12 protein-coding genes, 2 pseudogenes and 1 riboswitch are annotated in these 21,013 nt (G+C 29.9%); of the genes and pseudogenes, 8 read left to right on the forward strand and 6 right to left on the reverse strand.

Features of this window, described 5'->3' with window-relative positions; translation table 11 throughout:
- Window positions 1–106: 106 nt before the first annotated feature.
- Entirely contained in the window at window positions 107–2,275 is a 2,169-nt protein-coding gene (locus AXY43_RS19350; protein WP_017211802.1) for a type IA DNA topoisomerase, read from the forward strand.
- A gap of 63 nt (window positions 2,276–2,338) precedes the next feature.
- Here AXY43_RS19350 and AXY43_RS19355 read toward each other — a convergent pair.
- Window positions 2,339–3,228: pseudogene (locus tag AXY43_RS19355) on the reverse strand (SDR family oxidoreductase).
- 292 nt (window positions 3,229–3,520) lie between these two features.
- Here AXY43_RS19355 and AXY43_RS19360 point away from each other — a divergent pair.
- The 6 genes from AXY43_RS19360 (at window position 3,521) to AXY43_RS19385 (ending at window position 13,437) form a co-directional block, all read left to right on the forward strand.
- Window positions 3,521–4,387, forward strand: coding sequence for a DUF4261 domain-containing protein (locus tag AXY43_RS19360; RefSeq protein ID WP_105411986.1), 867 nt, complete (start codon window positions 3,521–3,523; stop codon window positions 4,385–4,387).
- Between the two features lie 584 nt (window positions 4,388–4,971).
- Window positions 4,972–6,204, forward strand: coding sequence for an ammonium transporter (locus AXY43_RS19365; RefSeq protein WP_023973985.1), 1,233 nt, complete (start codon window positions 4,972–4,974; stop codon window positions 6,202–6,204).
- Window positions 6,205–6,678: 474 nt separating this feature from the next.
- A complete protein-coding gene (locus AXY43_RS19370; RefSeq protein ID WP_087702241.1) occupies window positions 6,679–8,679 on the forward strand; it encodes a methyl-accepting chemotaxis protein in 2,001 nt (666 codons plus the stop codon).
- Between the two features lie 258 nt (window positions 8,680–8,937).
- A complete protein-coding gene (locus tag AXY43_RS19375) occupies window positions 8,938–9,843 on the forward strand; it encodes a metallophosphoesterase family protein (protein ID WP_105411987.1) in 906 nt (301 codons plus the stop codon).
- A 281-nt stretch (window positions 9,844–10,124) separates the two neighbouring features.
- Window positions 10,125–10,215, forward strand: a riboswitch (cyclic di-GMP riboswitch).
- 343 nt (window positions 10,216–10,558) lie between these two features.
- On the forward strand, window positions 10,559–11,293 hold the full coding sequence (locus AXY43_RS19380; protein ID WP_023973982.1) for an acyltransferase: 735 nt from the start codon (window positions 10,559–10,561) through the stop codon (window positions 11,291–11,293).
- Window positions 11,294–11,328: 35 nt separating this feature from the next.
- The gene (locus AXY43_RS19385) at window positions 11,329–13,437 is read left to right on the forward strand and encodes a methyl-accepting chemotaxis protein (RefSeq protein ID WP_023973981.1); all 2,109 of its coding nucleotides are present in this window, start codon (window positions 11,329–11,331) and stop codon (window positions 13,435–13,437) included.
- Between the two features lie 107 nt (window positions 13,438–13,544).
- Here AXY43_RS19385 and putP read toward each other — a convergent pair whose 3' ends face one another.
- The gene (gene putP, locus AXY43_RS19390; RefSeq protein WP_023973980.1) at window positions 13,545–15,020 is read right to left on the reverse strand and encodes a sodium/proline symporter PutP; all 1,476 of its coding nucleotides are present in this window, start codon (window positions 15,018–15,020) and stop codon (window positions 13,545–13,547) included.
- Between the two features lie 388 nt (window positions 15,021–15,408).
- On the opposite strand from putP, the pseudogene AXY43_RS19395 reads away from it, so the two are divergent.
- Window positions 15,409–15,903 (forward strand): annotated as a pseudogene (locus tag AXY43_RS19395) (ABC transporter substrate-binding protein); the annotation flags it as partial.
- Between the two features lie 10 nt (window positions 15,904–15,913).
- On the opposite strand, the gene AXY43_RS19400 reads toward AXY43_RS19395, so the two are convergent.
- The 4 genes from AXY43_RS19400 to AXY43_RS19415 form a co-directional block, all read right to left on the reverse strand.
- Complete coding sequence (locus tag AXY43_RS19400; RefSeq protein ID WP_105411988.1) at window positions 15,914–17,527, reverse strand: recombinase family protein; 1,614 nt, start codon at window positions 17,525–17,527, stop codon at window positions 15,914–15,916.
- Window positions 17,528–17,628: 101 nt separating this feature from the next.
- A complete protein-coding gene (locus tag AXY43_RS19405) occupies window positions 17,629–18,126 on the reverse strand; it encodes an ImmA/IrrE family metallo-endopeptidase (RefSeq protein WP_105411989.1) in 498 nt (165 codons plus the stop codon).
- 169 nt (window positions 18,127–18,295) lie between these two features.
- Window positions 18,296–20,032: an AIPR family protein gene (locus AXY43_RS19410; protein ID WP_105411990.1), complete on the reverse strand. Its 1,737-nt coding sequence runs from the start codon at window positions 20,030–20,032 to the stop codon at window positions 18,296–18,298.
- 35 nt (window positions 20,033–20,067) lie between these two features.
- A complete protein-coding gene (locus AXY43_RS19415; protein ID WP_105411991.1) occupies window positions 20,068–20,982 on the reverse strand; it encodes a BRCT domain-containing protein in 915 nt (304 codons plus the stop codon).
- Window positions 20,983–21,013 lie beyond the last annotated feature (31 nt).

A 21,013-nucleotide genomic window follows, 5' to 3' on the forward strand; every position in this document is an offset into this window, starting at 1 on the left:
AACTAAGGCACCTGAAAGGAAATAATAGACCTAAAGTGCAGAACATGCAGATATGATGGTCCGTTATTTTTTTAATTGTGCTTAAAGGAGGATAATAAAATATATCATGGCAAAAGTTATTATTGCGGAAAAACCATCTGTTGCTAAAAATATTGCAGATGCATTTAATGTAAAAACTAGAAGAGATGGTTATTTTGAAGGAAATGGCTATTACATAACGTGGGCGTTTGGTCATCTTTTACAATTATATGATGCAAAAGACTATGATGAAAATATGAAGGGATGGAGGTTTGAAAAATTTCCTTTCATTCCAGAGCATTTTTTATATAAGGTTAAATGTGATAGTGTAGACAGAACTGTTGAAGATAAGGGTGCAAAGAAACAGCTTGGAATAATAAAATCCTTAATTGATAAAGAAGATGTTGATGGCATTGTATCAGCTACTGACTTCGATCGGGAAGGGCAGGTTATAGCTGATGAATTGTTTGGCTATTTTAAGGTGAAAAAGCCTATATATAGATTACTTTTAAACGAGTGGACACCTGATGAAGTTAAAAGCGGAATGGAATCACTAAAAGATAATAAGGAAATGCAGCCACTGCAAGATGCTGGAATAGGAAGACAGTGGAGTGACTGGATAATTGGGATTAATTTAACTTCTGTAAGTACACTGAAATATAAATTTGAAGAAAACAAGACTATTAATATAGGAAGAGTGCTTCTTCCAACTTTAAAGATTATTTATGATAGAGATAAAGAAATAGAGAATTTTACAGCAACAACTTATTATAAGCTAGTGTCAAACTTCAAAACTTCAGCCAATGAAGAATTTGAGGGACTTTATTATGAGAATGATTCTGAAAAGTTTGAGAAAAAGGAAGATTTGGATAAATTTATTTCAAGGCTTGAAGGAGCAACTGCTAAGATTATTGATAAGCAGACAGAATTAAAAAAAGAATATCCACCATACTTATTTAATTTATCTAATCTGCAAGGACATATAACTAGTAAATATAAGGGATGGACATCAGATAAAGTTCTTAAAGTTGCACAGTCTCTTTATGAAAAGAAGCTTACTACCTATCCAAGAACAGCAAGTGTGGTTTTAGAAGAAAGTTTAAAGGATAGAGCGAAAAAAGTTTTAGATACATTAAAAGCTGGATTGCCATATGAAAAAGATATTAAATTTAGTACATCAAAAAGAATTTTTGATAGCTCGAAGGTTGAGAGTCACAGTGCTATAACACCAACATATATAAAGCCATCGGGCTTATCGTCTGATGAAAAAATAGTATATGATGCTATTAAAAATAGATTTATAATGCAGTTTATGCCTATAGCTGAATTTGAAGAAACGAAAGTTACATTAAAAGCTAATGTTTCAGAAATGAATGGAATTTTTGTTTCGAAAGGAAAAGTAAAGCTTGTAGAGGGATGGAAAGTAGTAGAGAAAATAGAAAGTAAAGATGTAATTCTACCCAAAATTGAAATAGATGAAACTGTAGATATTGTAGATTCTAAAGTGAATTCTGTTACTAAGAAGCCACCTAAGTATCACACTGAAAAAACATTACTTAGAGTAATGGAGACTTGCGGAAAAGGTATTGAAGGAAAAGATGAAGACTCAGAAGAAATGATGCAGGCAATTTTAAGTGGGTTTAGCATAGGAACTCCAGCGACTAGAGCAGAAACAATAAAGAAATTAAAGGATATAGGATACCTAAAGACAAAAGGTAAAAATCTTATGTGTACAGAGCTTGGGAGAAATTTGGTTGAGACTTTTCCAGTAAAAGAATTATTTGACTTGGAGTATACAGGTAGATTAGAGAAAACTCTTTCAGATATAGAGAAAGGAAAATTTGCTAAAAGTGAATTTATTAAACTTATAACAGATTTCACAATCCAATCCGTAGAATTGATAAAAAAAGATGATGCTGCATTATCAAGATTTAAAGTGGAAATACCTAAAGATAGTGAGAATATAGGACCATGTCCAGTCTGTGGAAATCCAGTAATTGAAGGTGAAAAGAGTTTTGGATGCAGTAACTGGAAAAATGGATGCAAATATACGATTTGGAAAGATGATAGATATATAGCATCTTTCGGTAAGAAAATATCTAAAGAAATGGTTGAACTTCTGCTTAAGAATGGAAAAGTAGGATTTAGAAATCTTAAGAGTAAAAAAGGTAATACATTTTCGGCATATTTCAAATATGAGAAAAATGAGGAGAGTGGATACTTTAATTGGAAGATTGAATTTATAGACAATAAGTAAGGGCTTGTTAACAAGCCCTAATTTATTGTGCCCTAAAGAATATATTCGGTTGTTAAATTTATTCTAACTATCAACCATAGTTCCACCATTTACATGAAGTACTTGCCCAGTAACATAGGAGGAGTCATTAGATGCAAGATATACATATGCTGGAGCCAATTCGAAAGGTTGGCCAGCTCTTTTCATAGAACGTCAGATCCAAATTTAGCAACTTCTTCAGCAGAAAAGCTTGATACTATAAGTGGCGTCCAAATAGGGCCTGGAGCTACAGCATTAACTCTAATTCCTTTGGCTACTATGGATTGGGAAAGAGAACGAGTGAAGGTTACAATTGCGCCTTTGGTTGAAGAATAGTCAATTAAAGTTTTATTACCTTGGTAAGCTGTGACAGAAGCCGTGTTTACAATTGTACTTCCTCTTTTCATGTGTGGCAATGCAGCTTGGGTTAGATAAAACATTGGAAATATATTGATTGAATATGTTGTTTTTAATTGGGAAGATGATATTTCTTCTATACTATCTTGAGGAAATTGAACACCAGCATTGTTTATTAAAATATCAATTTTTCCTAGTTTTTCAATTGTACATTCGACTAGTTTTTTGCAGAAATCTTTGTAGGAAATATCACCAGGCATGAGAAGACAGTGTCTGCCATATTTTTCAACATATTGCTTGGTTTTTATTGCATCTTGATGTTCATATAAATATGAAATTACTATATCAGCTCCCTCTTTAGCAAAAGCAATAGCTACGGCTCTTCCGATTCCACTATCACCGCCTGTGATTAGTGCTACTTTACCTTTTAATTTATCACTTCCTTTATAATCAGGATTATCAAATATAGGCGGTGGATCCATACGTGCTTCAATTCCTGGTTGACAATCCTGATGTTGTGGAGGAAAATTTTTGGGTAATTTATCAAAGTCTATGTGGTTCTTGTATTTTAAGGGCATAGCTTTCTCCTTAAATATATCTATACTATTAATAATATTATGGATTTACCAAACCATTTGTGAATGAATTAATTTTCAAATTAAATGAAAATGTAAAAATAATTATAATAATACATACATTTTAAGTGAATGTATATTAAATTTATATATAGTGTGTTATAATTAATAAATATTTACATAGACAAAGCTGTCTCAAAATTAATTATGTTTTGAGACAGCTTTTTTATTTGGAGCAAAGAATAAAGAATTTATTTCAATTAAAATTAAAAATAAGAAAGAGGGTTTGTATAGAATGAAAAGATATGAAGTAAGTAAAAATGGAAAGGTAGAAAATGTAGCTGATGCTTTTTCAGAAATATATAGTGTTGAACTTTTGATGAAAGAAAAGCCTGTTATTCTGGAAAATGAATTACTAAGAAATATACAAAAGTATTTTAAAAATGTTAAAGTTACATCTAATAGAGATAACAATATTTCATTTGCATTTATGGATCATATATTAGAATATAAAAATGTAAATGCGCCTGTTGGAATTGTTATTAGCGTCATTGAAGAAAAGCCTGAAATTAATAAATTGAGAAAATCATTAGGACAATCATTTGACTATGTAAATAAAGAAGAATTTGAAAAATGTAATGTTAGAGTTTTGGTTACAGATATAATGGCTATAGGATTAAATTATGCTGAAAGAATAGAACTTTTTCAAAAAACTCTTTATTCTATAGTTGAATTAATTCCATGTGAAGGCATTCATTTTAATATTACTGAACAAGTAATAAGTAGGGAAGAGTATTTAAAAAACAATCCTCTAAATGATGATTATGATGTTTTAATTGGTATATTAAATGTAAGATTATTTAACATTGAAAATAATGAGAATGAGTATGTAATGGATACATTAGGATTATCAGCAGTAGGTTTATGTGATTTACAATGCCATTTTAAAAATTTAGATCCAGGCGAAATATCGAATATTTTATATTCTTATGGATATTACATTTTTGAAAATAGCGATGTTCTTGAAGAAATAGACACCATAGAAGGAATTACGGAAAATAGTAAGTGGAAATGTCGACATGAAGTTGCGCTTGCTGAACCCGAACGTGTTGTATTAGATATAAATCCTGGAGAAGATTTTTCATGTGGATATAGAAATTAATCAATAATATGTATATAAGAATTTAATTTTTAATTAGAACTCTCTTGATTTAATGTAAAAACAAGAGAGTTTTTTATTCTCTAGGAATTCATATTCAAGTTAAATCTGTGGATAAGTTATGGAAAAGACTAATTCAGAAAGTTATGGTTTGCAAAGAGAATAAAAAATAAATCATATTCGCCTGCCAAATTTCTCTCACATGTGTTTAAAAAGGCAAATGCGTAAAAAAATCTACATATATGAAAAGAGTGTGAAGCACAATATTGAACTTAGCCAAAGTCGTCTGAGATTTTGTTATTTTACCTGGCCCGTATGTATAATGAAAAAAATAATTCATATTTAAAAATAACTAATAATAAATTATCATTTTATATTGACATATAAAACATGGGATAGTAAACTTATAAAAGTAATTTAAAAATTTAAAGAAATATGTAGAAAACAACGGCGTTTTCATTTCAAAAAAGATATATCTAGTATGGGTATACCTTCTTTGGAGTGAAGCGTCTTTTTTATTTTTTAACAACTTAGAATAAGCAATTGTACTCAAAATTTAATTAAATTTATTCAAGGGGGAATAGAAAATGGAATTATTAAACGGCGCAGATATGGGATTTGTAATTATTAGTGCAGCGTTAGTAATGCTAATGGTGCCAGGATTAGCTTTATTTTATGGAGGTATGGTTAAAAGCAAAAATGTATTAAGTATTACAGTACATAGTTATGCAGCTCTTGTTATTATATCTTTACAATGGATTTTTATAGGTTATACTTTAGCCTTCGGTCCAGATGTAAAAGGAGTAATAGGTGGTTTAGATTGGAGTTTCCTAAAAGGTATAGGAATGGCGCCTAATGCGGATTATGCAGGCACAATACCACATTTAGAATTTGTAGTATTTCAGTTAATGTTTTCTGCGATTACTGCAGCTGTAATTTCAGGTTCTGTTGCTGAACGTATGAATTTCCCGGCGTTTATAATATTGATTATTTTGTGGAGTACATTTGTTTATGATCCTATTTCTCATTGGGTATGGGGAGCTAATGGATGGTTAAGGAATTTAGGAGTCCTTGATTTTGCTGGAGGAAATCCAGTAGAGATAAACTCAGGAGTTTCTGGACTAGTTGCGGCAATTGTTGTTGGTAAAAGAAAGAGAGCGATCCCTGAACCACACCATATACCTATGGCAATATTAGGTGGAGGGCTTTTATGGTTTGGATGGTTTGGATTCAATGCAGGAAGTGCTCTTGCAATGAATTATGTAGCTGTAAATGCATTCTTTACAACTAATACTTCAGCGGCTGCAGGAGCAGTTGCATGGGTACTTTGTGAATGGTTGCTCTATAAAAAACCTACAGCCTTAGGAACAGTAAGTGGAGCTATAGCCGGGTTAGTTGCAATAACTCAGGGGGCAGGATTCGTGAGCCCTATATCAGCTGTGCTTATTGGAGCAGTTGGCGGAGCATTAAGCTTTTTCGCAATAGCTATATTGAAGAGGAAATTAGGATACGATGATGCCTTAGATGCTTTTGGCTGTCATGGAGTAGCAGGAATTTGGGGATCTATAGCGACAGCTATCTTTGCATCAAAGGCAATTAATCCAGCAGGGAGTGATGGATTAATATATGGTAACTTTGCACTTTTAAAAGCTCATTTAATTTCTACTTGTGCAACTGCCTTGTATGCAGCAGTTGCGACATTTGTAATACTTAAAGTAATGAGTTTAGTAATGGGCTTAAGAGCTACTTCAGAACAGGAAGCAGAGGGATTAGATATTTCCTTACATGGAGAAGAAGCTTATTCAGGATTAAATATGTAGAAACATAATAATAAATAATGTATAAGAATTTAGTGAAAGCAAAATCCAGGTTACTAATATAACTTGGATTTTGTTTTTTTATTGTCTAGGAAAGTATAGAATTTTTTGATTTTGAAAGCCAGTGATACCAATGGGGTATAAGGATATTGACCTGTAAAAAATGGTATAAAGAAAGAGCGTGGCGCAGCCACTTTTGTTCTTCTTTAGGAATTTATATTCCAGTAAAATTGAGGGTATAACCTAAAAAGGTTGATTTTTAATTTTTTCTATCAAAAATAAATATAAATTTGTCAATTTAAATGAGAATGTGATAATAAATAAGAAGATTTATTAAAATATTGCTAATAAATATGACTAATGTCAAAAAAAATGTCATTTTTGAGCATAGTTTCATAAAAAGAATATAAAATGAGATATTTTGGCATATTTTGCGATATAATATGAGTTGAAGTTAATTATGAGGTGGGGGAAAATATGCATAAAGCACAAAGTCAAATTAAATCAGTAAGTATAAGGTTATACTTACTGATTACAATTGCTATGTTAGCAATAATACCAGTAGTTATTTTAGGTATCATTTCTACAACGACATCAAGGAGGAGTAATGAAAAGAGTTTTGATGAAAATAGAACTTTACTCTCAAATATAGGACAGGAAATAATAAATAATAAGATTACATATTATGAAGATACATTGAAAACATTAATTGAGAATAATAATTTTAATATTGAAGAATCACCATATAATAAATTGAATGGAGATATGAAATTAATTAAGAAGACTGATGAAAGTATTTTAAATATATATTATTCAGACAACACTGGAAAAGTATTTCAAATACTTGATAGTAAATTGCCAGATGATTATAACGCTACAGAAAAATCATGGTTTAAAGAGACTATAGAGAATCCGAATAAATATATTATTCATAGTCCTTATCAAGATAAAATAACTGGAAAAAGCGCAATAACAATATATAAGGCTGTGATTAAAAATAATGTACCGGTAGGCGTTATGGCTATAGATGTAGAGCTAAGTGAACTAGCAGATCAGTTATCAAGTATAAAATACGGACAAACCGGAGAGTTTATTATTACTGATAAAGATGGTGTAGTTATTTCTGACAATGACAAAACTAAAATTGCTGGAACAGAGCCAACTGAATACAATTGCTGGAATCAGATATCAACTGGTGATAAAGGTAAAATCAAATTCAATTATAATAATAGTACATATGAGGGGTATTTTGAGACCTCGGAACTTACTGGATGGAAGTTAATACTAAAAATCCCATCTAGTGAGCTAAGGAAATCAGAAAATGATTCAACTATAGCATCAATTATAATTATATTTGCAATAGCGGTAATCACATTAATTATAACTATGGCTATTGCTAGGAGAATAAGTAAAGGAGTAAATTCCTTAAAAGATGGAATGGAAAGAACTGCGAATGGAGAATTTAACAAAGAAATTATTATAAATAATCATATTCGCGAATTTATAATTCTAGAAAATAGTTTTAATAAAATGCAGAAAAATATTGCAAAATTAATTAAGAGTGTTGATAATTCGGCAATAAATGTTAATAAAAATGCTATAAATTCAGTTAGTATGAGCAAAGAAGTAGCAATGTCGATGAATCAGGTAAGTGAGACAATAAATCAAATATCAAGTGGAACTATGGAGTCTTCTAACAATTTAGAAATGATATCACACAGCATGGACTTACTATCTCAATCTATGAATAAGATAGAAGAAGCGACTGAAAGTGTAAATGGTATGGCAATAAAAGCAAATGATTTAGGTAAAGATGGAATAAAGATTGTAAAGACCGTTATAAATAAATCATATGAAACTAAAAAAAGTACTGAATCAGTAAAAGATGTTGTAAGTGAAGTTTCGGAAAGTATAATGAAAATAGGCACCATGAATAAGGCAATAAGTGCGATTACAGAGCAAACAAATCTTTTAGCCTTAAATGCAGCAATAGAAGCAGCTAGAGCAGGAGAAGCAGGAAAGGGATTTGCAGTAGTCGCTGATGAAATAAGAAAGCTTGCAGAAGAGACATCAGTTTCAGCCAAACAAATAGATGAAATAATAAAAGAAATAAAAAGTAAATCAGAATTAGCAGTTGACAGGGTATTAGAAACAAGTGGAACAGTAGATGATCAAGAGCATGCAGTTAAAGAATCAGAAGTGATATTTACAGAAATAGTAACAGCTATAGAAAGTTTAACAGAAAAGGTGAGTAAAATAGCTGAAGGTGTGAGCACCATAAATAATATGAAGGATGATGTAGTTGAAAAAGTAGAAAACTTATCAGCGATATTAGAAGAAACAGCATCGGGAACAGAGGAAGTTTCAGCGACAGCGCAAGAAGTGACAGCGTCAACAGAAAGCTTTGTTGATAATTTTAATAATTTAAAAGATATGGCTGAGGAATTGAAAGAAAAAATTGAAGAATTTAAACTATAAAAATATAAAATCATTATGATATATATGTTGTAATAATAAATTTACGTTTAAGACTCTAGTGAGCCAAGTGATAAATTAATTGATAAATGTAGAAATTTAATTAAAAAATATATATTTAATGTTTTATAAGATATAAAGGATTGTTGCAAAATGCAATGATCCTTTTACAATTTAAAATAAGGTCTAATTAGCAAATAGTTAGTGTCAGATACAACCTAGTTTTCATATAATATTATATTTTAAGAAAGGTGAATATATATGAAAAATAACCTTAGGTTTGATAGTAATGGCAAGTTTAAAATAGTTCAATTTACAGATATACATGAAGGACCGAGCAGAGACAAATCTATAGAGCTTATAAATAAGATATTAGATTACGAAAACCCCAATATGGTTATATTATCAGGAGATATTATTGATGGCAAATGTCAGACAGCAGAAGATGTAAAAAAAGCTATAAATCATATAGCGGAGCCAATGGAAAATAGAAATGTACCTTGGTGTATAGTTTTTGGTAATCATGATGATGAACATAATATGATGACGAAAGAAGAAATGATGAATTTATATATGAGCTTTAAACATAATCTGAGTCAAGTGGGGTATAAAACTTTTGATAGGATAGGTAATTATAATCTTCTTGTAGAAAGTTCAAAAGATAAAACGCCTAAATTTAATATATATATGATAGATTCAGGAAAATACGCTCCTGCCATTATTGGAGGATATGATTGGATAAAACTTACTCAAATATGGTGGTATAAAAGAACAGCGATAAATTTGAAGAAAAAATATAAAAGATTAATACCTGCGCTTATGTTCTTTCATATACCTTTAAAGAAGTTTAAAAAGGCATGTAAGACTGGATTAGTAAATGGTGAAAGGCTTGAAGATGAGAGCTGTGCCAAGATAAATTTATGCTTATTTAACAAAATAGTTAAAATTGGTGATGTGAAAGGTATATTTGTAGGGCATGATCATTTTAATAATTACTGTGCTACTTTAGATGGTGTTAGGCTTGGATATGCTGGATATACTGGATACGGAGGATATGGAGATGACAAAATTCCTCGTGGTGCAAGAGTATTTTTAATTAATGAAGAAAATCCAGCTGATTTTAAAACTTGGACAAGAAGAGAGTTTGATACAGAACTTAAAAAGTAAATTCTATAAAAGAATAATTTTAGGAGATATATTTTCATGAATTGGTATATATGAAATTGAAGAAAATTATTGATTTTTAAATGAATTTATTAGCATGGCGATAAGAAAAATATATATAATATATTTAAATTTATAAATATATTATATTGAATAAATGGTATTATATTGAATTAAACGATTAAATAATATCCATTTTTACAATATTGTAACTTAAATTTAGTGTATATAAGTTGAAAAATGTTGTAAAAGATGTAATAATAGAATAAAAATGAAAAAAATATAATATCAATAGGCACACTTATTGAAAAATAGGGTCGCAAAGCTATGAGTCTAAGGAAAAATTTAATTTTCTATGATTGTCAGGTTGCCAAAATGTATCTATGAATAATAAATTTTATATTTTAATTTTGGTGTCCACAATTATGTAGACACCATTTTTGCGCTCTTAAAACTTACAATAAGAAAGCTATTTTTATTATTTTTTCATGTGCAAAGTATTTGCTGCTAGAGATTCGAAGTTTGAATTATAAATAATATTAAAAGATCAGAAGGGAGTGGAGAAGGCTAATAAAATATAATCATAGTAATTAGTAGCAAAACTAAAATAAGTTGGACAAACAGTTTGACTTAATGTTGCTTATAAAATCGCGTTGAAAGTTTGACTATGAAGGAGGCGAAAAGATTATTTTTTGCGATTTTAATAATCTGAAATGATATGAGTAAAATAGACGAATTATTAAATGAAGTAGAAGTCATAGTAAAACAAGGGATAAATAAAGAGGGCGTAATAGAAATTTTAAATTCTCTAAAATGTTATTTTCCATACGAAATATTAGATGAAATGAAATTATATGGGGACTATTTACCTAAAAATAATGAATTAGAATTTTCAGAAGAAAAAAGATATCTTCATTTTTTATGGGATGTACTAGATAAATCACCTATGTGCTTAATTGCCAATTTTGCTATTCCTTATAGACAGATATTAGCAAAAAAATTATTTAAGTCATGCGGAAAGAATTTTATAGCTGAAGAAAATGTACGTTTCAATGTTCCTGACAATATAGAAATAGGAGATAACGTATTTATGAACAAAGGTGCTTTCCTAGATTCAAAAGGTGGAATAACAATAGGTAACTCAGTAGGAATTGGCGAAGGCGTTACAATTTTTACTCATTCTCATGAGGAGCATGAACATGAATTAAGGACATATGCAAAAGTAGTAATTAAAGATTACGCTAAAATATATTCTAATTCAACTATATTGCCTGGAGTAACAATTGAAAAACAAGGAATAGTAGCAGCTTCTTCTTTAGTCGGTAAAAATGTTGAAAAAAATGAGTTGGTAGCGGGTATACCAGCAAAGGCTATGAGAGAGAGAAAAACATTAGATAGAAATCAGGAAGAATTAAAGCATATATGGTTGCATAACGGTGAATTTCAAGATTAAAAAATTTGTACACCTTAAGGAGGAAATGATTAATCATGAGAATATCATTTAAATCAAAGTTAATGGTAATAATATTGCCGCTAGTAATAGTTGGATTGATATCGCTGACAGGATTTGCATATATTAATTTTAGGAGCATTATAGAAAGCGAATTAGTGAATTCCATGTCATTAAGAACAACAGAAGCAACTGGTCATATTAATACATGGCTGACGAGTAGAATGGCAGAAGTTCAAGAAACAGCTCAAAGCCCAGTGCTTAAACAAGTTTTGGAAAAAAATCCTGGTTTAAATTTAAATAGCACAGATGGATCATTAAACATAATAGATGATTTAAATTTATCAAGATTTAATTTTATTAAAAATACATATCCAGACGAATATGCAGCAGTCCATATACTAAATAGCCTAGAGCCTAGTGAATGGAGTAACGCTGATAGTTTGAATAAGCTACAAGCGAGATTTTATAATGTAAGCAATGGAAAATTTGCAACTGCTAATTGGGCTAAAGGTGCTGCAACAGAAGCTTCAGAAAGATATTCAAAGACAAATGGCGTTCCTTATGATGCAATATTTAAGCCTACATATTCTGAAGCTTATGATAAGAATGTTGTAATGATGGTTGCGTGGAATAAAGATGCACAAGGAAAAGTTACAGCAGGAGCTGCCTCAAGTTTAGCTATTGAAGCAGTAGAAAATCAAGTTAAAAATCTAAAATATGGTCAAAAAGGTTACGGAGTATTATTAGGAAGTGATGGAACTTTTATAGTTCACCCAAATAAAGATTGGGCCATGAAAGAGAAAATAAATACAGTTAACGATTCAGATCTTACTAAACTTAATGAAGCCATTCAAGGTGATAAACCAGGAGTTTTTAAATTTGGAAGTGGATCTGAGAAAAAAATTGCATTCTATGCAAAGGCACCGATTTCTGGTTGGACAGTTATAAATGTTGTTTATGAGGATGAACTTTTTGCTTCATCTAATCATTTGATACTGATTATGATTGGGATAGTTATAGCTATTATCGTAATTTTATCAGCAGCTATATTTACAGCAGCAACTAAGTTGATCAAACCTTTAGTACGCCTTAATGAGTTCGCGGAAGTTATATCTACTGGAGACTTAAGTGGTTCGATAGAAGTAAAATCCAAAGATGAATTTGGAAATCTTGCTACAGCGTTTAATCATACGATAGAAGCATTAAGAGGCATAATTACAGATATAAATAATGAATCATCAAAGGTAAATGAAGTTTCAACTAATCTTGCAAATTCATGTGATGATAGCATTAAGGTTACTGGAGAAGTTGCTAAAGCAATACAAGTGATAGCAGAAAATACAACTGAGCAGTCAAGACAAGTGACTTTAGCCAGCGAGAAAACAATTGAAATGGAAGAAGTAAGTAGAGTTGTTGTTAATAAATGTAATGATATGCTTGAAACAGCTGAAGAATCACATAACATAAGTGCGGTTGCTTTTGAAGCGGTGGATAAAGCTGTTGAAAGTATGAAATTAATTGTTGAAAACAATAAAACCAATTTAGAAGAAAGTAAAATGTTACTTGAGAGATCAAATGAAATTGGTAAGATTGTTGAAGTTATAACTAACATTGCAAGTCAGACCAATTTACTTGCTTTAAATGCAGCAATAGAAGCTGCTAGAGCTGGAGAGCAAGGAAAGGGATTTGCCGTAGTTGCAGATGAAGTAAGAACCCTTGCGGAACAATCTGCTACTGCTGCCAGTCAGATTTCGGCTTTAATAAGTGGAATACAAAATCAAATTGAGACCATTAGTAGTAGTATGGATGAAGGTTCTAAGGAAATTACTGTTGGTATGGAAACAGCGTTAAAGGCTGAAACTCATTTTGATAATATAGAAAAAGCTATAAGAAACATTTTTGATGTAGTTCGAGATGTATATAATTCTACAGAATCTATGATTAAAACAGCAAAAGATACAGTAGTAGAAATGCAAGAAACATCAATTATATCAGAACACACGGCATCAGCAACAGAAGAGGTATCAGCATCAGCTGAAGAACAGGCTGTTACTATGGACGAAATAGGAGATTCAGCTAATCAATTAGCTAAATTGGCTCATAGATTAAATGAATTAGTATCAAAATTTAAAATAAGCAAATAAGGATAAAAAATAACAGTAAGACCATAGAATTATTAGTCTTACTGTTATTTTTTATAAGTTAAAGGTACAAGATTAATTGAATACTATACCTTTAGAAAACAAATATATTATTTCATATCTGTTAATATATTTTCCATTTTATTAAACTGGTTACTGACATCACTATCTGGCTTTTTAGTTAAAAGACTAACGATAATTACAGATAGAAGTGATAATGAAAATCCTGGAATCATCTCATATAGAAAACTAGATAAACCTAAAACAATCCATAAAAGAACTGTTATACCACCAACAATCATTCCAGATAAGGCACCCCATTTAGTCATTCTTTTCCAGTACAGACTTAATAAAAGAACTGGACCAAAAGACGAACCAAAACCAGCCCATGCTTGGCCAACAATATCTAAAATAGTCTTATTTGGAAGGTATGCAAGTACTGTCGCAAATGCTGCTATGACTAATACAGCTAATTTACCTATTACCATTTGTTGTTTTTCGGAAGCTTCTTTATTAAAGAAAGCTAGATAAAAATCTTTTGTAATAGAACTTGAACAAACTAAAAGCTGAGATGAGATAGTACTCATAATAGCAGCTAGTACTGCAGATAATATAATTCCTGTAATAAATGGATGAAATAATATATCACCAAGTCTAAGAAAAACTGTTTCAGGATCACTTAATGGAGTGTTATGTTCAGTAAAATATACAAGACCTATAATACCACTTACAACAGCACCTAAAAGACCTATTGCCATCCATCCAATACCAATTCTTCTTGCTGATTTTAATTCTTTTGCAGATTTTATTGCCATGAAACGAACAATAATGTGAGGCTGTCCAAAATAGCCTAAGCCCCAAGCTAGAAGGCTAATAATACTAGCTATGCTAGTCCCTCTAAATATATCAAATAATTTAGGATCAATTGCTTTTACCTTATTTACAAATGTTCCAGGATCTACCCCTATATTCATATACGCTACAACTGGAACAGTGATTAAACATATAAACATTAAAGTCCCTTGGAAGAAGTCAGTAAGGCTAACTGCTAAGAATCCACCATAATACGTATAAAGAACAACAACAGATAGAGTGACAACTACACCCATTGTATAAGTTAGCTTATATGTATCAACGAATAATTTTCCTCCAGCAACAAGTCCTGATGAAACATAAAGAATAAAGAAAACAAGTATTACGATACCAGATACAAGCCTAAGTATGTTAGACTTATCTTTAAAACGATTTTCTAAATAGTCTGGAATTGTCATAGAGTCATTTGCAATCTCTGTGTAGACTCTAAATCTTGGAGCCAGTAGAAGGTAGTTAAAGTAGGCACCTACGGTTAAACCAATTCCTATCCAAATATTAGATATACCAGTTAGGTAAACTGCTCCAGGAAGTCCCATAAGCATCCAACCGCTCATATCACTTGCGCCTGCTGATAATGCTGTAACAAGAGGTCCGAGTCCTCTTCCTCCTATCATATAATCTGAAAGATTAGATGTTTTTTTGTAAGAGTAGTATCCTATTGTAAGCAAAATAAGTAAATATACTCCTATTGCTATAATGGACCATAGTTTCATATTAAATTCCCCTTTCTATACATTTAATGTTGTTGATATTGTTCTTAGAAATGATAAGTGGATAAAATACCTTTTTTATAAAAACGATATGATTATATTATCATATTATTTAAAAATCGACAATTAAATTTAGAAGTTTATACTTTGTGCGTTGCTTTAAGCTAAAATTGTTAAATGTGAATTGTTTACAAAATAAAGTTTTAAGCCCAAATAGTTTATATAAATTAAGACTTATTGTATCCAGCAAATAGAGCATATATATTAGAACAATCTTTGATTAAATATCATATGATACATCATAAAACAGTATTAGGAGATGCTTTATTTAATGAAAAAAAAGTTAAAAGTATTAACTGCTTTATTGATTTCGAGTATAACTGCCATATCTATGTTTGGCTGTAGTAGCAATAATAAAACTAAGGAAGGTAAAGTAACTGTACGCTTAAATGAAGTTACACGTTCAGTTTTTTACGCTCCTATGTATGTTGCAATGAAAGAAGGCTATTTTGCAGAGAATGGAATCGAAATTGATTTACAAACAGGTCAAGGCGCAGATAAAACTATGCAAGCAGTTTTAAGTAAATCAGCAGATATTGGTTTTTGTGGACCAGAACAAACTATTTACATTAATAATCAAGGAAGAGAAGACTACCCAGTACTTTTTGGACAGCTTACCCAAAAAGATGGCTCTTTCGTGGTTGGACGAACTAAGGAAGACAATTTTAAGTGGCAAAATATTAAAGGAAAAAATATTATAGGAGGAAGACCGGGTGGTGTTCCAGAAATGGCTTTTGAATATGCTATGAAACACAATAATATTAATCCAAAAACAGATGTCAATATGGTAAATAATATAGATTTTGCTGCAACTGCAGGTGCATTTGGGCGCTACATTAAAGAGCGCCTTTTTTTTTATTAGTACAAAATGGCTTTATAACTACTTCCTGAGTATCTGAGTTATAAGAAATATAATCAACAAAAGAATTTATAAGAAGCTTTCTCATAGAATAATCAGCATTTTCCCATAGCTTTTTAAAATTCAAAAGCATAGAAGTAGAAGCGTTAATTTCTTTAATGGCTGCTTTTAAATTACTATTAGTATTTTCTAATTCAAACTTTTTAAATTTCAATTCTTTAATTTCTTTATTTAATTCTTCAATTCTAGAAGAAAGTAAATCATATATGTTAGGATTTAAAGAAAGCTTATCAATTAAGTTTTTTACCTGCAGCTCCTTTTGAGATATTTGCTTTTCATATGATTTAATATTGCTTTTATCTACTGCTTCAGATTCTAAAGATTTTTTATATTTTTCAATGGCTTTAATAAGTGAGCCTTTATCATCAGTAGCCTTAAAGAGTTCTTTCATAACACTCTTTTCTAATTTATCAAGCCTTATGTTTTTAGAATCACAAGTATTATCACTTGGATTAATCTTATTTACACATATATAATAACGAAGAATTTCTCCAGTCTTTCTAGAAACATGACCTTGCTTTTGAATCATTTTTCCACCACATTTAGCGCAGTGAAGAACTGAATTAAATACACCGTATTCGCTGCCATTAACAAGTCTAGGTGCAAGATCTTTATTCTTATCTAATTGCCTTTGAACTTTAATCCATAAATTATCATCAATTACACCTTCATGTTTAGAAACAGAAAGAATCCATTCACTAATATCTTTATATTTATCCTTAGAATCTTTTTTGTTATAACTTAATATTCCATTACCATTTGGATCACCAAATACAGTTGCACCTTTTATTGAAAGATAACTTATAACAAGTTCAGAAGATTTAACATAAACAGGATTTCTAAGTAAGAGCTGCAAGGCTTTTATATCCCAAGGAGAATTTCTTTTAGTTTTAATATCATTTTGAATAAGATACTTTTGAAGCTTTCCAAGACTTCCAAGAGTTAAATATTGTTCAAAGAAAAGTTTCACTAGAGAAATTTCTTCATTAATAGGAGATAATTTCATCATCTTTTTTTGCTTAGAATTATTGTCTAAATAATATATAGGTTCAGAAGAAAAACCAAAAGGGGGAGTGCCACCAAGCCAACGGCCAGTTTTAGCAAGTTCATACATATTATCTTTAATACGTTCAGCTATGGTTTCACGCTCCAACTGAGCAAATACACTGCTAATAAACATCATAGCAGTACCCATAGGACTAGAAGTGTCAAACTGTTCACGTATTGAAATAAAATCAATGCCAAGGACTTTTAACTCATCAATCAATGTTGAGAAGTCAGAAACATTTCTGCTAATTCTATCAAGCCTATAACAAATAATTGCATCAAACTTTTTTGCTGCAGCATCCTTCATCATAGATTTAAATTCAGGTCTGTTTATATTACCACCTGAAAAGCCTTCATCTTCATATATATAAATATCATCATAGCCGTTATTTTTAGCATAGGATTTACATAGCTCTATTTGGTTCTCTACACTTTCACCTTTACCAGTAAATTTTGATTTTCTAGAATAAATAGCTGCTTTCATAGTATACCTCCAAAGTGTTATACATTGATTGTAGTTTTATGAATAAGTTAAGTTAATTGAGTATAGCTACATATATTTATTAAAAGGTAGTAGGAAAAATACTATATTTCACAACTATTATATGGGACTTCCTTTCTCTTTAATGCAGATCTTATATAATTATATCTATTTTCATCAACAACTATAGAATGAATCTTATATTGTAGCATTTCATTAGTTATATTAAAAAAATCACATATCTCACAAGGAGTAGATATGCAATTACATAATGCTTGTAGGAATTCATCATCACTTACAAGAAAATTAGCAGCCCATGATTTAGCTTTATGCTCCTGCTTATTCTTCATAAGTTTTTCAGAATAATTTTTGGATTCAATAGTTAAATTACCTAAACTGGTAAAATGATGTCCTAACTCTTCAGCGAGAATAGATATATATTTACATCTATCATTAATAATAGATTTTTCTACAATTATAACTGGAGGAAGTTCTGGAGCTTTAAAATAAATTCCATTAAATGAATATTGATTAAGACTTCTTTCTTCAATGTGTATTTTCTCTTTCTCAATAATACAAAAAATATCACTTAATTTTTTCATTAGTCTATCACCGCCATTATCAGTATTAATGATATTATTATAATGCAATAGGAACGTATGTTCAATAGAACGGATTTGATTAATTTTGCAAGAAAAATTTTTTGAATGATAATAATTTTAGGCTAGATAGTCAACTATCTAGCCTAAAATAAGTTTCGTTTATATAAAACTATGATTCAATTGGAGATATATTTAAATTAAAATCTATATGATCTTTAAAGCCTTTTTGAATTAGTTTTCTTGATTCAGCTACACCTGAATTATAACTTTTTAGCCACTTTTCAAGGTTTTCAATAGCCTCATTAATCGTAAGATCAGTAAATGAGCACATGTAAAGAATATAAAATATTTTTTGATCAGAGACTTTATAATAACTATAGTGATTATATATTTGTTCAATCTCAAGGAATTTTTCTGCTTTACTTTTACAGTTTTCTAAGGAAAAGTTTTCTGATTTAAAGATTTCATTATAATAATCTTGGAATAATCGTCTTTTTTGATTACTTGCTCTATCTGGATATCCAAGTGAAGAATATAAAATCTGAGCTAATTTTTCCATTGAAATTCTAAATACATATTCTTTGTCCAAGTCTCCCAAATCGCCTGATTTTCTTGCATAAAGTATATCTAATTCTGAGAAATATTTTTCGATCTGAATTTGAATGCTGTCAATTGACTTTAAATCTACATCAGATATTGCATTTTGACTATTTGTATATTCAGCAATTGAATTTTGCAAAGGATCATTTTTGTTTGTTTTAAAAATTCTTAATAATACATATGCTTCGCGTAATTTTGCGATTTTTTCAGAATCATAATCATCATTTAGAAAGCTATATATTGATCGAATTGTTTGTCCACCATTAACAATTTGAAAATTATCTATTGTGAAAAGGTATTTCATGCCACTATTTTTTGCATCACAGTCTATCTTTTCAGATGTTAATGTAATTCCATTATTAAACATAAAGAAATATTGATGATTACTTTTCAGCGTATCTATTATATTTTTATTATATTTTGTATCGCCTAAGAAGCCACGTACATTATCGTATAAAAGAGAAAAATCTAATCTAGCATCTAATATCTTTTCATCATCTTCAAGGGAATAATTGTTTGCTAATGTTTCATTATCACATGTTATTCTAATTAGATCCAATAAAGATAATTTTAAAATATATGATTTTTGAGTTGACTTTTCATCACTTTGAAAAGATAAAAATTCATTCGGGGATATTATAAAACTACTTTTTCTATTATCCTTTTTTATGTTAAAAAAGCTTATTATATCATCTAAAGATATATTTACAATTTTCATTCCGTAGCTTTTTTCAAGAATTTTTATATATTCATTACTATTTGGAGCGAATCCATTTGCCTCATTAGATACCATGTACATACTTAAGTTGCATATTTTACTGCTATTAAGATGTTCAATAATAGTATTTATTTGTTTGTGTACTATGGTATTAGTATTTTCATCTAAAAGTTCGTTATGAATTATATACTCAAGAAACTTAGTACTTCTAGAAATATCCCCTTCACTTTTTGTTTTTTCAGGGTTAAATGAATTTCGATATTTAAAGTTGAAAAGCTTTATATCAATTTCATTATTATCGTTTGGCATTATTGATACTGCATCAACTCCTAGATCATCAATACCAATTTTATTCACTAATTTATTATACTCACTATCAATTATTACATAAGCTTGATCTTGGTAATCTATTGAATCTATTAAATTTTCAGATCCCATAATACCAGTAACGTTCTCCAAAATTAGGTGATAAAATCCTAAACGCTCTTTATCAGTTTCTTTCATTGAAGTGTCTTTGTTCACTTTTAGATAATCGAACATTTTTTTACTTTTAAGTTTTACTAATTTAAAATCATTTATATTTGCCATATGTATCTCCTTTAAACTATATATTTACTCTCTATTTATTGAAAATCTTCAACAGCGTCCCAAAAGTCATTTTCGTGTATTATAATTATTTTAGAACCATTTTGTCTTAGATTAATAGCTTGTTCAACTTTTCTACCATAGCAAGAATATGCCCAGCATGTGTTACCATTGCCGCCTATAATAAGATAATCAGTTTTTTTAGTTATATTTTTTGAAAAAGTTCCACCTAGAGAGGGAATTAAAGTTTCAAAGTCTTTTCTTGTTGCTTTCGTAGATGCTCCGGTAAAGCAGAAGGTTTTATTATTAAAATCTATTTCAGGGCATACAGAACAAATCCCATTTACAGTATAGTCATTCTTTAAATTTTCAATTTCATTAAAATCAATTTTAATAGAACTATTAGAATCAACAAATTCAGAAAAGTATACTTTTAATATATTTTTTTCATCATCTGTTATAACCTTATCACTCAATATTGAAGTTAGTAATGAAGAGACTTCATCATATGGGTAATACCCAACTAAAAAGTCATGGGATTGAATCCAAAGTTTAATTCTTTCAATTTCACTATCATCTACAACATTATCAGCTAATATACCATGCATTATTCCTTGTAATTGTTGAAGTCCATGTGTAATTGGATCATAGTAATTATTTTGGGATTTTGTAATATGCTTGTCAATAACCCAAATAATATCACTAACCTCATCTAGCGTTAGTATGTTGTCTGATAGAGCCTCTGATATTTTTTGGAGTATTTCGTCAAAAGGTTTATCATTTGCATAATCAGCTAGTAGTGAACACCAATTGGTTAATTCCTCTATTTCATTATTAGTTATTTCATCATCACTTGTGATTCCAGTAAGTATACCTTTGAGTACATTTAAATATTTGTCTCTTTCGCTTTTACCAGTGTATTTACGATATTCTTGCTTATCATAATCTAACATAAGTAGACCCCCTTAAGTGAATAAAAAATTC

It is taken from the genome of Clostridium sp. MF28 (genome assembly GCF_002969175.1).
In the GTDB taxonomy this organism is placed as follows: domain Bacteria; phylum Bacillota; class Clostridia; order Clostridiales; family Clostridiaceae; genus Clostridium; species Clostridium beijerinckii.